Annotated in this window: 10 protein-coding genes; 1 reads left to right on the forward strand and 9 read right to left on the reverse strand. The window is 51.3% G+C overall.

Annotated features, from left to right (window positions below; genetic code table 11):
* Nucleotides 1–233: 233 nt before the first annotated feature.
* The 3 genes from araA to MKX74_RS27285 form a co-directional block, all read right to left on the reverse strand.
* Nucleotides 234–1,658: an L-arabinose isomerase gene (gene araA / locus MKX74_RS27275; protein ID WP_018883789.1), complete on the reverse strand. Its 1,425-nt coding sequence runs from the start codon at nt 1,656–1,658 to the stop codon at nt 234–236.
* Nucleotides 1,659–1,951: 293 nt separating this feature from the next.
* Nucleotides 1,952–2,647, reverse strand: coding sequence for an L-ribulose-5-phosphate 4-epimerase (locus MKX74_RS27280; RefSeq protein ID WP_028590607.1), 696 nt, complete (start codon nt 2,645–2,647; stop codon nt 1,952–1,954).
* A gap of 1 nt (nt 2,648) precedes the next feature.
* Nucleotides 2,649–4,265, reverse strand: coding sequence for a xylulokinase (locus tag MKX74_RS27285; protein WP_341180675.1), 1,617 nt, complete (start codon nt 4,263–4,265; stop codon nt 2,649–2,651).
* Between the two features lie 310 nt (nt 4,266–4,575).
* On the opposite strand from MKX74_RS27285, the gene MKX74_RS27290 reads away from it, so the two are divergent.
* Nucleotides 4,576–5,667, forward strand: coding sequence for a GntR family transcriptional regulator (locus MKX74_RS27290; RefSeq protein WP_025680559.1), 1,092 nt, complete (start codon nt 4,576–4,578; stop codon nt 5,665–5,667).
* Between the two features lie 323 nt (nt 5,668–5,990).
* Here MKX74_RS27290 and MKX74_RS27295 read toward each other — a convergent pair whose 3' ends face one another.
* The 6 genes from MKX74_RS27295 to MKX74_RS27320 all read right to left on the reverse strand — a co-directional run bounded on the left by MKX74_RS27295 (nt 5,991) and on the right by MKX74_RS27320 (nt 15,385).
* The gene (locus tag MKX74_RS27295; protein WP_341180419.1) at nt 5,991–8,477 is read right to left on the reverse strand and encodes a TIM-barrel domain-containing protein; all 2,487 of its coding nucleotides are present in this window, start codon (nt 8,475–8,477) and stop codon (nt 5,991–5,993) included.
* Between the two features lie 124 nt (nt 8,478–8,601).
* Entirely contained in the window at nt 8,602–9,687 is a 1,086-nt protein-coding gene (bglB, locus tag MKX74_RS27300; RefSeq protein ID WP_018883784.1) for a beta-galactosidase BglB, read from the reverse strand.
* On the reverse strand, nt 9,678–12,260 hold the full coding sequence (locus MKX74_RS27305; RefSeq protein ID WP_341180420.1) for a hypothetical protein: 2,583 nt from the start codon (nt 12,258–12,260) through the stop codon (nt 9,678–9,680). The genes bglB and MKX74_RS27305 overlap by 10 nt, the downstream gene beginning before the upstream one ends.
* 7 nt (nt 12,261–12,267) lie before the next feature.
* Complete coding sequence (locus tag MKX74_RS27310; RefSeq protein WP_018883782.1) at nt 12,268–13,089, reverse strand: carbohydrate ABC transporter permease; 822 nt, start codon at nt 13,087–13,089, stop codon at nt 12,268–12,270.
* Complete coding sequence (locus tag MKX74_RS27315; protein WP_445667295.1) at nt 13,089–14,006, reverse strand: carbohydrate ABC transporter permease; 918 nt, start codon at nt 14,004–14,006, stop codon at nt 13,089–13,091. The genes MKX74_RS27310 and MKX74_RS27315 overlap by 1 nt, the downstream gene beginning before the upstream one ends.
* Before the next feature lie 89 nt (nt 14,007–14,095).
* Nucleotides 14,096–15,385: an ABC transporter substrate-binding protein gene (locus MKX74_RS27320; protein WP_341180677.1), complete on the reverse strand. Its 1,290-nt coding sequence runs from the start codon at nt 15,383–15,385 to the stop codon at nt 14,096–14,098.
* Nucleotides 15,386–15,404 lie beyond the last annotated feature (19 nt).

Genomic DNA, 15,404 nt, shown 5'->3' on the forward strand with positions numbered 1-15,404 from the left:
TGCTTCCTTTACCATTTCGTCCCCTTACACATTGGACGTCTTGGAACAGGAAAAAGGACCGCAACCACTGCTATTGGTTATTATACCAACTGCACACGGTGACGGTCCTCATTATGATACTATATAGGCCTATTTCTCCTCGGGCCACGTAAGCTAATTCCTTCGTATCTACCTTCGAAGTAGACTAACCCAAGGATTACTTACTTATAATTACTTAGAATTACCTCAACTAATTACTTAATGATGACGTACTCCAGGTTCACCAGCTTCGCATACGTCACAATCTGATCTGTCGTCAGATTCAGGGAGACCACGGTATGATGCCCGCCGCCATTCTCGATCCAGGCTTTTACGCCGTCTTGGAAGTTCGGCTTGACCTCCCAGAGCACACGAGCTACAGGGAGCTTGGGAGCCGGTACAGTCGGCTCGAAAGCGGTAACCTCGTTGATGAGGAGCTTGTAATGTGTGCCAAAGTCCGCCATGGACACCACGACACCGTCTCCAGCCTTACCATCAAAGACCAGACGAGCTGGATCTTCACGATCGCCAATGCCTAGTGGAGACACGACAATCTTAGGCTTGCTGCTAGCCAGTGACGGGTCTACCTCCAGCATATGGGATTGCAGGATGGCCTCCTGCCCCGCGGCCAATTCATAGGTGTAATCCTCCATGAAGCCCGTCGATTCATTGTGGCTCATGACCTTGAGCAGACGATCCAAGGCGGCCGTCTTCCAATCTCCTTCGCCCGCGAAGCCATACCCCTGTGCCATCAGACGCTGCACAGCCAGACCAGGGAGCTGCTTCATGCCATGCAGATCCTCAAAGTTCGTAGTGAAGGCATTGTAGCCACCTGCATCCAGGAAGCGTTTGATGGCAATCTCGTATCTGGCTTGTACTTTTACACTAGCCTCCCAGGATTCCTTGCTGTTGGTGCCATAATCAAATTCATACAGCTCTGCATATTCAGCGAACAATGCGTCGACTTCCTCGTCCTTCACAGCGTTCACGACCTGCACGAGGTCTCCAATGCCAAAGTAGTCTACGGTCCACCCGAATTGAATCTGGGCCTCTACTTTGTCGCCTTCGGTTACGCCGACATTGCGCATATTGTCCCCGAAGCGGGCTACCTTGATGCTGAAGCTCTCGTTGTATGCTACAGCTACGTCCATCCAATCTGCAATTTGCTGTTGTACCTCTGGGCGCTCCCAGTAGCCTACAACGATTTTATTCTGCTTCCGCAGGCGAGCATTGATGAATCCATATTCACGGTCTCCATGGGCAGCCTGATTCAGGTTCATGAAGTCCATATCAATGGTGGCCCAAGGAATACTCTCATTGTATTGAGTAGCCAAGTGGAGCAAAGGCTTCTGCAGCAGCTTGGTTCCGCGAATCCACATTTTTGCTGGGGAGAAGGTGTGCATCCAGGTGATGACTCCGGCTACCTCATCGCGATAGTTGACTTCCTTCATAATCGTCGTAATCTTGTCTGCGCTGACCGCCAGATCCTGCAACACAAGTGGATAAGGCAGGATGCCGCTTTGATTCAACGCATCTGTCATCTCCTGCGCATGTGCCTTAACCTCCGCCAATGCCTCTTCCCCGTACAAATGCTGGGAGCCTACAACGAACCAGAATTCCTTTTTCACTGCGGTTGTCATGGTCATTCTACCTCTTTTCTAGGATATGGACTCAATATTTAGAATGTAGTTTCTCGATCGGATTAAATGTAAGTGAGTGTAGAGCCGCTGCAAGCGGGGAGCCCTGTCGACCGCTGTTAAGCTTGTTGTTCCGTCATCTAAGATAAGTAACGGTTGAACAGCAAGCTTAAAGGCGGAGTCTATGCTTCCGAAGCAGCTTTTTTGCAAAAAGCTTTCAACTTCGTTTCTCTAGGGCTTCCCCACTTTCCGCTAACGACAATGCTCGTAAGATCATTCAACCCCACTGGTTGCAGCTATTTCTGCCCGTAATAGGCATCCTTGCCGTGCTTGCGCAAATAGTGCTTATCCAATATGCGCTGCGGCAGCTCTGGTGCAAAATGGTTCAACTGACGAGCGAACAGATTCGTCTTCGCCACTTCCTCCAGTACAACGCTGTTCATGACCGCTGACTTGGCATCCTTGCCCCAGGTAAATGGCCCGTGACCTTGCAGCAAAATGCCGGGCACGGCCAGAATATCCAGCCCACGCTCCTCGAATGTCTCGATGATCACCCTGCCTGTCTCTGCCTCGTAGCCACGGTCTACCTCTTCCTGGGTCAGGAAACGGGCACATGGTACTGAGCCGTAGAAGGTATCAGCGTGTGTCGTTCCCATGACAGGTACATCCAGCCCCGCTTGTGCCCAGGCGGTCGCCCAGGTGGAGTGCGTATGCACGATGCCGCCTATCTCGGCATAATGCTTATACAGCACGGCGTGTGTCGCTGTATCGGATGAAGGTCTCATATCTCCTTCGACAACTTGGCCGTCCAGATCGACCACGACCATGTCACTGGGCTTCATGTTCTCATAAGACACGCCGCTGGGCTTGATCACGAACAGACCGCTTTCACGATCCATAGCGCTCACATTGCCCCAGGTATATTTGATGAGCCCTTGCTTGGGTAGCTCCAGATTCGCTTGGTATACTTCCTCTTTCAGTTGCTCCAACATGTTAGTTCACTCCATTCTCCAGAAAATGCTCAACTGCTGCCTGTTCAATGGCAAGACCTTGCTTATACCGCTCGATGAATAGCTCGAAGCCCTTCACATCCGAGGCATCTGGAGCCATCTCCTGTGCGTCGACATCCTTGAAGACCTGCTCATCAAGGAAGTCCTCCAGAGTCTCCTGCTGCTCTTTATTTGCCATATAGGAAGCCAGAATGGCCATGCCCCACGCGCCGCCTTCTCCAGCTGTTGCCATCACGGAGATGGGCACGTTCATGGCCGCTGCCACCATTTTCTGCCCCACGACAGGGGTCTTGAACAGCCCGCCATGAGCGAGAATGCCATCAATAGCCACATGCTCCTCCTTGGTCAAAATATCCATACCAAGCTTCAGAGCACCAAAGGCTGCAAATAGATGCGTCCTCATAAAGTTAGCGAGATTGAATCTGCTCTCTGGTGAGCGGACGAACAATGGCCGTCCCTGCTCCAGACCTGTAATATTTTCGCCCGAATAATATCCATAGCTGAGCAAGCCACCACCGTCCGGGTCGGCCTCCAGTGCTTTATTCAGCAGTACACCGAACAATTGGCTCGGATCAGCCTTCACGCCCATGGCTTCAGAGAATTCACGGAATATACCCAGCCAGGCATTGAGATCGCTGGAGCAGTTGTTAGCATGCACCATGGCAACAGGACTACCACTCGGCGTCGTGACCAGATCAATCTCTGGATATACCTTGGAGAGCTCCTTCTCCAGTACGATCATGGCGAACACAGAAGTACCTACCGAGACGTTCCCGGTGCGTTTCCGTACACTATTCGTGGCTACCATCCCTGTCCCGGCATCACCTTCCGGTGGACAGAGCGGAATACCGGGCTGTAATTGCTGTGATACGTCCAGCATGTGGGCCCCGGCTTCACTGAGTACCCCTGCTTGCTCCCCTGCGCCATACACTCGGGGAAGGATATCCTTCAGATTCCACGGATAACCCTTGGCGGCCACGAGCTCATCGAACTGCTGAATCATCGCAGCATTGTAATCCTGCGTGGCTTCATCAATCGGGAATATACCGGAGCCGTCCCCGATACCAATAGCCTTATTGCCTGTCAACAGCCAGTGAATGAACCCAGCTAATGTCGTTATAAAATCAATGCGAGGCACATGCTGTTCCTCGTTCAGCATAGCCTGATAGAGATGCGCGATGCTCCAGCGTTCAGGGATATTGAATTGGAATCGCTCGGTCAGCTCCTTGGCAGCGGCGCCAGTTGTCGCATTACGCCAGGTCCGAAATGGAACCAGCATCTCCCCTGTGCTGTCAAATGCCATATATCCATGCATCATGGCCGAGAACCCTATCGAGCCTATCTTTTGAAGAGAGACTCCATACGTCCGCTCCACTTCTTCCTTCATCTCACGGTAAGCTTCCTGCATACCTGTAATAATATCCGTCAAGTTGTACGTCCAATAACCATCCTTCAGGAGGTTCTCCCACTCATAGCTACCTGATGCGATCGTCTCGAAGCGACGATCAATCAGCACGGCTTTGATGCGGGTGGAACCGAATTCGATCCCAAGGGACGTGTCTCCCCCGGTAACCGCTTGTTGAATCTGCTCATGATTCATGCTCACGTTGGTCCCCTCTCTGATACGGTAATGAATAGCCTAATAATCGAAAGAAGGCGCTTTCCTTTACTTACAGCCTTAGTATATTTTTTTGTACGTACATTTGTCAATTATCATTATTATATATACACACAACTATATATAGATTGTTATGAATCCTGTGCGAATCAGTCTATGTTCAGTATCTTTCTTTGTATGTACAAGCTGGCGAACGGTTTGAATAATCTCTATATCATGCTAAAATATGTCCACACAAATAATTCAGAAGCGTGAATTCGTATGCGAACAACTATGGAAGAAGTGAGTGAAATTGAAGCCAAAATATCAGGTGATCATTGACGATATCAAAAGCAACATTCTGTCCGGGGTCTACAATGTAGGCGAACAAATCCCGACAGAATCGGCTTTGCAGGATACATATCAGGTGAGCCGTCAGACGGTTCGCAAGGCTATATTGGAATTATCAAATGAGGGATTCTTGAGAAGCGAGAAGGGCTCTGGCACTTATGTTAGCCACCAATATCGGGCCAAGGCCAGCGGAAATACGGGTAACAAAACGATCGGTGTCATTACGACGTACATTTCTGACTATATTTTTCCGTCCATTATTCGCGGGATTGAAGGTCGACTGAATGAGGATAATTACTCATTGCTGCTAGCCAGCACCAATAATGACGTGGCTCAGGAGAAGAAGGCACTGGAAATGATGCTGTCCTTCGGCGTGGATGGCTTGATCGTGGAGCCTACGAAGAGCAATTTGTTCAATCCTAATATCGCCTACTATCTCTCCTTCAAGGAGCAGGAAGTCCCCTTCATCATGATTAATGCTTATTATGAAGAGCTGGAGGTTCCCTTCTTCTGCCTTGATGATGTGCAGTCCAGCTATCTGGCGACCAAGGAATTGATCTCCAAGGGTCACACTCAGATTGGTATTATCTCCAAGATGGATGACCTGCAAGGCAAGTATCGAATGAAGGGCTACATCAAGGCGCTTGGTGAAGCCAAACTACGCTTCCACCCGGAGCAAGTTCTCTCCTTCGATACTGAGACGAAGCAGGAGCTCTCCACCAGCCTGAAGACCTTCCTGCAGGAGAATCGAGACATCTTGACGGCTGTGGTCTGCTATAACGATGAGGTAGGGCTCGAAGTGGTGAATGTGTGCCGCCAGCTGAATATTTCCGTCCCCGATGAATTATCCATTATCGGGCAGGACAATTCCTATATCGCCAAGAATGCGAATATCCGTCTTACCACCCTGACTCACCCTCAGGAACAGATGGGACGCGATGCTGCGGACTGGGTGATTAAGAAGTTGCAGGGTAAGAAGGATCTGCCGAACAGTACCTACTATTCGCCTGTGCTAGTCGAAGGAGAGACGGTGAAGGGGATTACAGAGGAATGATATAGAAGATTGATATAGAAGATTGATATAGAAGATTGATATAGAGGATTGATACAGAAGAGAGACCGGTCAGTGTATGATCCGGTCTCCGTCATGCCTAATGCTCTAGGAGCGTAGTGGTGAGCGGAAAGCGGGAAAGTCCTAAAGAAACGAAGTTGAAAGCTTTTTGCAAAAAAGCTGCTTCGGAAGCATAGACTCCGCCTTTTAAGCTTGCCGTTCATCTGCTTAATATTCGTCCAAAAGAACAGCGAGCGTAACAGTGGTCGACAGGGCTCCCCGCTTGCAGCGGCCCTATACTCACAGTTGCCCCCCCAAGATATTGGTTAAATCGAAATCAGATCCTTTACATCGAAGTTCATACGAATGTCATAGTCCTCGTGCGGATTGTCATATTTCATGATGGCTGCCTTCTGCTCCATATCATAGAACCAGCCCTCGGCCGAAGCCTCCCATTGCTCTCTCCTAAGGAACATCGGGAGCTTCATGCCTTTCAGGTTAATTTGAACGGGGGCTACCTCTCTGCATAACACCTCGACAACCATGGTCTGCACGGTGGTGCGATAGTCTCCCTCATGCATGAACGAGATTCGGGTATCCTTGTCCTTCTCGATGCAGATTGTTGTCTTTGCATAGTCTCCCTGCTTATATCGGTTGCTGCTTCCATCGTCATCGTACCAGACAAAGCAGGCCTCCTCCGATGGCTCCACCAGCAGATGCAGATGCTCGACCCGATCCTGGTGGATATTCATCAGCCCCGGTGCCATGGGAATGATGCCGCCGCTTCGGATGAACATCGGAATAGATCCCAGCGTAACATCAAGCTGAACGGTCTGCCCGCCAGCGTATCTTGTCCGCGTATTCCACTCAACCCACTCCGTCCCCTTCGGCAAGTATAGCTCCCTTGTACAAGCGCCTTGCTCCAGTACATTCGCAACCAGCAGCGAGGTACCCACCATGAAGTCGAAGCTCTCGCCATACACCCGATCGTCATCCTGGAACTCGTACACGAGCGGTCTCATTATCGGTGCCCCCTCTGTTGATGCTTCAAACAGCAGGGAGTAGAGGTAAGGCACGAGTCGGTATCTAAGCTGAATCGCTTCCCGAATATAAGGTGTGTAGGCCGGATACATCCACGGCTCTGTCACCGTATTGTCTGTGTTGCACGAATGAATGGAGAATCTGGGTTGGAAGATTCCATTCTGTACCCACCGTACGAACAATTCGGAATCAGGAGCCGGACCAAAAAAACCACCGATGTCACAGCCCTGATTGGCAACACCGGATAGCCCCAAGCCGAGAATAACGGGAATGTTGAACTTCAAGCTCTTCCAGCTGGTGTTATTGTCCCCTGCCCAGGTCTGTGCGTACCGCTGAATACCGGCGAATCCAGCCCGGTTCACAATATATGGGCGAACGGTTGGAGCGGCCTCATCCATGGCCTCATACGCCATCTGTGCCATCAGATTCGGCATAATAGGACGCAAGCCTGCAATAGGCTTCGGATCTCCTTCGACATGGCATAGCGCCTGCGAATCATTGATTTCATACTCATTGTTATCGTTCCAGATAGAGGTAATCCCGAGCGACAGCAAAGAATGCTGCAAATGCTTCTTCCACAGGGCCCTACCCTGCGGATTCGTAAAGTCTACGAACGAGGCCGGCCCACCCCAGAATCGGTCCAAGTGTGACTGCTCTCCTGCCGGATTTTGAATATAGGCACCAGCCTCATCGAATTCCTTGTACAACGGATTCGTCGCCAGCATGCCCGGCTTGATGTTCGGAGCCAGCGCTGCGCCCATCTTCTTCATCTCCTCAACGAATCGTTTCGGATCGGGGAAGCGATCATGATTCCAGTGAAGCACATGCCGCTTCCCATCGGACCCGGTCGTATATCCCGAGGACAGGAAGAAGCCGTCACAAGGAATTCCTTCTTCCTTACATTTATCCAAGAAGCCCAGAATGGCCTGGTCTGAATCCTGCTCCAGCTCCGTGTAATACATGGTGGACCCCATATACCCAAGTGAGTATTTGGCAGGGAGCACCGTTTTCCCGGTGAGGTCCGTATAATGCCTTACTACATCACGAATATGAGGGCCATGAATGAAGAACACGTCCAGTTCGCCACCATCGGCGCAAAAATAGGAGTATTTATTCCAGTAGCCACTCCGCTCGCACCCCATGTCGAAGACGGAGTCATGCGAATTGTGGTAGAACAGCCCGCTGGCTGTGCGATTACTGCCGCTCCATTTGATATAGAACGGAATATGCTTGTATAAGGGGTCTGTATGCTCCGAGTCATACCCAATAGTGTCCACATTGTGCATCCTCATACGGCGATGCTTTTTGTTCAGGTACCCTGCCTTTTCACCAAAGCCATAATAATAATCCTGATCGTCCAGGCAAGTATAATGATAGAGTCTGCCCTGCATATCACGAACATAGGATCTTTCCTTCAGGTCGGCGTGCAGCAGATTCCCGTCTGTATCCCTGATCTCTATGGCGAACGGTTCCTTGTAGATGCGTATACGCAATGTCCGTGTGGACAAGAAGAGGTGAGTGCCCTCATCGTCGTACTGTACAGGGAGAGCTTCAATTGTTCTACGGTCAGGGACCACAGAATTGAGCTTGTCTTCCCAAGCAGTCATCGCTAGTGCGTAAGAGGCCTCCTCGGGAAAATCCTCCTCAAACGTGCAGCGAATTCTCACGATATCATCCGTTAGCAGCATCACTCGGAATATGGCAGCATTCGTGAACAAGTCGAGATGACGGGCGCTGTTTTCTACATTTATAAGCTTCGTACTTATCTTCATCCGCTGTTGCCCCTCACTGTTATATTTTTGAATACACAGACATACGACTACGTACTTCCCCCCTCTGCGGAGTAAAGGAAGGGCGCCACCCCACATGGAATGACGCCACGATTACATCACGATATCAGTTCGAAGTATTGGCGTAACGCAGCCCTTCCATCAAGATCAGAAGTGTTAACGCTTGACCATACGTCATGGGACTTATCGGGATATCCTTATAGAATTGCGCATCCTGACCGACAGGAGTGCCGTACGAGACCTCCCCGACCACCCCATTCCCGTCGATGCGTTGGAGCACCGCCTGCAGTGCTTCGCGTCCGACCTGTAAATATTCCTGCGGTAAATAGCCTCTGCGTACGCCCTTCAAAATGCCATACCCAAAGGCAGCCGTACACGATGTCTCGGCGTAAGACGTGGGATCATCCAGAACCGTGTGCCACATGCCATCACTTGCCTGTAGAGCCGCAAGCGCCTCTACCTGGCTGTGCATCGTATCCAGTAAATATTGCTTGATTCCATCCTCCAGCTCCACCATGTCCAGAAAATCCACCAGCCCACAGGTATACCAGCCGTTACCGCGTCCCCAACGAACAGCACCATAGTTGTGTCTTCCTTGGAAATCCCACCCATGGAAGAACAATCCTGAATGGCGATCATACAAATATTTGATATGAATCAGGAATTGCTTCTTTGCTTCCTCGATATACGCTGGGCGCTGGAAGTATGCCCCTGCCTTCGCTAGAAAAAGGACCGTCATGAACAAGGTGTCGATCAGAATCTGTCCGTCATTCGGATCACCAGTAATCATATGCTGAAAGGCATGATCTCCGGTACGAATTAATCCGTTCTCCGGGTCCATAATCCAGCGACTCCACTCGTCGCATACCTGAGTGTATTCAGCGTTATCTGTCAGCTCGCACAGCGAGATCAGTGTAAGCAGCGGCGAACAGGTGTTGACGTTCTTCTCCGGGAGTCCTTCGCGAATGCGAGCATCGAACCAATCCTTCAGGAACTGAAGTGTTCCTGCATCCTTCGTCTCCTCGTAATATTGGTACATGCCGTATAGACCTACGCCCTGAGGCCATTCCCATAGATGAATATCAATCAATCCGATCGGATAGATCTCATCCATTCCTTCGTTTGTCATGGATCGCATGGCGCCAGACACCCGCTCGATCGCGCCAAGCATCGTATCCTGTGTCAAATGCAAGATGTCAGCCTCCCTTTACGGATCAATCGTCCCTCTACTCCACTGCCCTCGATGTGAACTGGCTTTCCATTCACCATCAAGAGCTCCTGCCAGCCGAAGCTTACCTCCCCATATGCCGGATCAACCAATCCAATCGTCAATGTCTCCACGGAGACTGTGAGCGGCATCTTCATCACATGCTCGCTGAAGCTCTCGAAGGAACCGAACTCCTGGCGATCTCCCGCCCGGACCAGCCACAGATTGCGTCGACCCTTCGAGATGAGCTCCCGTCCCCGGTTCGTTCCTTGCTCTGTGAGCTGCAGGCCGTTGGCGGCATACAGCGCAACATAAGCGTCACCCTTCTTGCCCAGGCACCAAGACCCGTGCTGCTCATAACGCTCGAAGGCATAGGTCGGGAAGTAAGCATGTGTATAATCTGCATCATGATTCTCATCAATATCGAATAGCAGGAGGCCTAGCCCCTTATATTGTCCTGCCTTCGGCAAGTAGCCATTACCTGCCCAGAAGCAAGGCCGTCCCGAGCCGTGCGCGTAAATCTCGCCAGGATGATTCACCCACACCTGTGCCTCAGGCGAGCACGCGAGATGCAGCACATGCTCCTGATAGCCCTTCAAGCCTGCCCGAAAGTCAGCAATGCTGGACATGACATATGCATTTGTCCGGTAATGTATAAGCTTCGCGTACCCGTCCTTTCCTTGCTCCAGGCGGAACTCCAGTTCTTCCTCAGGATTCAGCCTGATTCGCTCAGCAAAGTCTTGCGGAGGCGTATAGTCTGACAGGTATACGGATACGTTGAAGCTGGTGCTGTTCACATTTCCCACGCCATAGCCAGCCCAGATCAGCGAGGTCGTCCCTGCCGTATAGCCGCCGATCAGCTCTCGTTCGTAGCTACGGCCAAAGGTCGTCATTAGACGCCCCTCATGTGCCTCCGCTGTCATGTACGAATACAGTAGATCCATCGCTCGCTTGGCCTGCTCCCGCAGAATCGGCAGCTCCGCAAGGTCATGCAGCTGGATCAAGCCCAGGAAATCAATCGGGATATACGCGCTCGAATTCCATTCGGCCAACCCTTCCGTCAAGAAGCGTTCGAACCACTCCACTAGCTGCCCCTCCGCCTTCAGCCTGCGCTGCGTGCCTGTCTCACCGCTGTTCGTGAACACCTCGTCAGGGAACAGCTGGCCCGCCAGCAACTGACAGGTGTGGAATAGCAGTGCATGGTTCTCGCTGAAGAACCACATGACATCATCGCCCGGCTCGTCGATCCAATATCGGAAGTTAAGCATGGTCTCCTTGATCTGCTGCCAGACCTCCTCCTCGAATATGCCCTTATCGCGATAATCTCTCCACAGCCGGAACAGGGCGACCAGGTAGAAATCAGCGCAGTCCCGCCGTTCTCGTATGCCAATGAGTCCTTGAACAATCATATCCCGCGCAACCGCTGGGTCGCCTCCAGTCGCAAGCTTGGCCATCGCTGTATGAATATTCGGGATGCCGAGGGTAGCCACGCACTCCAGCGCGATGCGCTTGCGCTCTTGTACACTCAGGACTTCGCTGTCCTGTGGCTGAAAGCGACTATTGTACACCTCGATACCGAGTAGCTTGCGAATCTCTGCGGTTCCGATCTGAACAATCAACTCAAAATATTTATAGTCCGCGCCAAAATCATCCGTGTGGCCCAGAATAAGCTCCTGCTGCCCTGCCTTCAATTCCCGCTGCATCGTATATCGGCCATCGAAGAAGCTGTTGTAGGACACGCCAAAACGAACGTCCTCGTTAAACGGCTTGTCGAAGACTATGCGGAGCTGTTCGTCTTGGGCTGTACTCGTCGGAAAGTACGCCATGTCGAGCGCTCGCTCCATCACCATAATCTCTTCTGCCTTCTCCGACTCCGTAAGCGGAAGCTGAATCGCAATCGACTCAGGGCCGGTGTATTCCAGCGTAAAATGGTACAATGTATCCCGCTCCGCCAGGTCCTCATGACAGACGAAGAACTCATTCGTTCCCGCCTCAAGCTTGATCTCCACCTGCGTCTGTTGCTCAATATTTCTGGTGAATGGCGTAAAGTCGCTAACGAGATGCCCGTTTACCCATAGCGCCACTCCACCGCAGGTCTTCAAGTTGAAGATTGCCGTATGTGAGACAGGACTCACTACAAGAGTACGCCCGTACCTCAGCATGTGCGTCGGCACATAATAGAAGCCGGAAGCCTCTACCCGTGAGTTGCCCCATGGAAAATAGATGTCCCACTTGGCCTCCGTCTCCCACAAGAAGACCCTGTCCCCCAACACTGGCGGCACCGTGAACGGTAGCTGTGGGGGCGTCGCCCTGCGTTCATCCACGAATTCCTTGCGGCAGGGATTCTCATGAATCGAGAAGCCCTTAATCAGCCAATCGTTGATATCCCCTTCCATCGTCATGGGCTCGAAACGCACGCTGCGAGTCAGGATTCCACTGATAAGCCATCTATTAATCACACGATGCTTCAGCTGCAGCGGGGCATACGTTAGCACATGCTCGTCACGTTGGCTGTGTTGTTCGTGTTGGTTACGTTGTTCATGATCATCCGTTGTCATAGCTTCCTCACCCCTTCATCCCTGATGTCGTAATGCCTTGTATGAAATGACGTTGGAACACAAGGAATACCACCAGCACAGGAATCATCGTAATCGTCGACATCGCCAGCAGACTTCCCCAATCGACGTTATACTCTCCGATAAAGTTCGATAATGCCAGCTGAATCGTGTATTTCGCCGGATCACTGATAACGATGAGCGGCCACAGGAAGTCATCCCACCGCCACATGAACGAGAAGATCGCGAGCACGGCAATAATCGGTTTGGCAATCGGTAGGATAATACTCCAGAAGATCTTCCACTCCCCCGCACCGTCCATACGTGCGGCCTCCAGCAGCTCATCCGGGACAGACAGCAAATATTGTCGCACTAGAAATACCCCTGTTGGTGTAGCTGCTGGCGGAATAATGATGCCCCAGAGACTGTTGAACAAGCCCAGGAATGAGATGACCTTGAAGATCGGAATCATAATGACCTCCAGCGGGATCATCAGGGTAGAGATGAATCCGACGAGCAGAATCGTATCGCCCTTAAACCGATATTTGGCTAAGGCAAAGCCGGCCATCGTGTTGATTAGCAACAATAGAATCGTAGATGTAATGGTAACGATGGTGCTGTTCAGGAAATAGGTCCCGAAGTTCCCTTTGGCAAAAGCTGTGATGAAGTGCTCCAGAGAGAATTTCTCCGGCAGAATTGCAGGCGGCCAGCTATATAGCTCGGACTCCGTCTTGAAGGAGGACAGCACGGTCCAGAGAACCGGGAATAACCAGATCATCGTTAGGGCGATCAAGATCACATAAGTGCCTATCTTCGCTTGTCGCATCAGCATTAGTCAGCTCCTCCTTTCGAAAGACGGAATTGCAAGGCCGTGAACGCCCCGATAATTACGAATAGAATGACAGACATCGCACTGGCCATACCAAGCTCCTGCTTGGAAAAGCCAATTTCATAAATGTACTGTACGATGAACGTGGTCTCCTTGCCGGGGCCTCCTCCTGTGAGGGCAAACATCAGCGGATAAGCCTTGAAGGCGTCGATGAGCGCCACCATAAAGACAAGCAGGCTGGTCGGCTTGAGCATCGGAAGCGTAATATCCCGGAACGTTCTCCAGCGGGAAGCTCCATCCAGACTAGAGGCCTCGTACATATCGACAGGAATGGATTGCAGCCCTGCTATGAAAATGACCATGAAGAATCCCACTCTCGACCAGAGGGTAGCAATGATGACCGATAAGTTCGCATAGAACGGATCTGTCAGCCAGCCAATCGACCCGAAGCCAAGGGTGTTCAGGATGTGATTCAGAATGCCGAACGAATCGCCGAATATCCACTTCCAGGTCAGACCAACGATAATGTACGAGATCATGGTCGGCCAGTAAATGCTTGCCCGGAACAGGCCTTTCAGCCTCACCTCGCGAATCAGCAGCAGCGCAATTCCAAGCGATAGTGCATAGATACCCGGGACGACAACAGCGGCGTACAGCCCAGTTCGGCCCAGTGATGCCCAGAACTCACCATTAGCCAGCACAGCGGCATAATTTTGCAGACCCAAGAACTCCATTTCATTCAAGCCGTCGTATTCATGAAAGGAATACACGAATCCCACGAACGCCGGGATCACGATAAAGGTCAAGAAAATCACAAAGTTCGGTAACACGAATAAATAGGGGGCAAGCGATCTTTTTAGCTTTTCCTTCTTCCACGAGGTCCGCGAGCTGCTCTTGGAGCCGGTCATTACCTGAGACACTCAATCCTCTCCTTCCTCGGACTCTAGATGCCGGGAGTGTGGCTGCTGCCTCCTGGAAAGCGAGCAGCCCTTCCTCCCTTGTCTGGATGTTAGTCCTTATCCTTGGCAATCGCCTCATCAATCAGCTTCGCTGCATTCTCCAATGCTTGTTGTGTCGTCATCTTCTCGGCCAATACCTGTACGATGTCGTTCTTCAGATCGGTAGAGAACTTGGGAATAATCGTCTGTCTCGACCAGTCATTAGCCGCCAGCGGAGTCGTATTCGCCAGCTCGTCTGCGAACACCTTGAACATCTCCTTGCCGAACGCATAATCCAGATCACTGCTGTCCTTGCGTGGGCTGATGAAGAGAGACTCCTGGTTGTAGCGGGAATTAATCTCCTTGGAGGTGGCCCATTTAATGAAATCAGCTGCCTCCTTCTCTACCTTGCTGCCTTCGAAGGCCATCAGGTACTTGCCGCCAGGAACTGAGGAGCGAATCTGTTCTTTCGGCATATACGTTACGCCCCACTCGAAGTTCGAGATGTCCTTGTAGCTGCTTAGCATCCAGTTACCAGCCAGGTGAGCGGCTACCGTACCCGAACGGAACAGGTTATTCGGATTCTCACCGCCGAGCCATACGGAATAAGGTGCAATTTCTTCTTTATGCAGACCTACAAAATAGTCAAGTGCTTGTGCCGCTTCCGGGCTATTAATCGCACTTTGGGTTCCATCCTCGCTAATCATGTGACCACCGAACTGATAGAGCATGGTGGACCAGCGATGTGGAGACACATCCCACACCAGACCATACTTCGCTCCACCCTTCTCCATGACTTGCTTCAGTGCTGCCTTGAATTCATCCCAGGTCCATACATTGTTCGGGTCTGTTGGCACCTGTACTCCGGCTTTGTCGAACAGGGTCTTGTTATAGATCAGGCCATTGGCTGTAACATCCATAGGCGCAGCGATAATCTTGTCATCTGACACATAGTACGGCTTGATCGAATCTATGAATTGACTGGAGAACTCATCCGCCGTCCCGACGTAAGGCGCCAAGTCCAGCGCTTGATTCGCATAGGCTCCGGTATCGGTCATCCGGGACAGCGCAGGTGGTTGTCCTCCTGCGATCATCGTCTTCAGCTTCGTGTTCAGATCCTTGTACGGAACCTCGATCAGGTTAATTTTCACATTCGGGTTTTGCTTCTCGTACTCTTGAGTCAGCCCTTTGATGACCTCTCCTTCAATCCCGTCCGTGAACCACATGAAATCAAGGGTAACCTGCTTCTTTGCATCTCCCTCGCCAGAGCCTGCGCCTGAACTTGCGCCACACCCCGCCACAACCACGATCAGTACAACGGATAACAACAGCATTGCAATCGCTTTCATTTTGCTCTTCATCATTTCTTACGACCCCTCT

The sequence above is a fragment of the Paenibacillus sp. FSL K6-1230 genome (assembly GCF_038002385.1).
GTDB lineage: Bacteria > Bacillota > Bacilli > Paenibacillales > Paenibacillaceae > Paenibacillus > Paenibacillus massiliensis.

Coding starts and splice junctions, on each gene's coding strand:
- MKX74_RS27310 (WP_018883782.1), bottom strand. CDS start 13,089: ATGCTGATGCGACAAGCGAAGATAGGCACTTATGTGATCTTGATCGCC.
- araA (WP_018883789.1), bottom strand. CDS start 1,658: ATGACAACCGCAGTGAAAAAGGAATTCTGGTTCGTTGTAGGCTCCCAG.
- MKX74_RS27320 (WP_341180677.1), bottom strand. CDS start 15,385: ATGAAGAGCAAAATGAAAGCGATTGCAATGCTGTTGTTATCCGTTGTA.
- MKX74_RS27280 (WP_028590607.1), bottom strand. CDS start 2,647: ATGTTGGAGCAACTGAAAGAGGAAGTATACCAAGCGAATCTGGAGCTA.
- MKX74_RS27285 (WP_341180675.1), bottom strand. CDS start 4,265: ATGAATCATGAGCAGATTCAACAAGCGGTTACCGGGGGAGACACGTCC.
- MKX74_RS27295 (WP_341180419.1), bottom strand. CDS start 8,477: ATGAAGATAAGTACGAAGCTTATAAATGTAGAAAACAGCGCCCGTCAT.
- MKX74_RS27305 (WP_341180420.1), bottom strand. CDS start 12,260: ATGACAACGGATGATCATGAACAACGTAACCAACACGAACAACACAGC.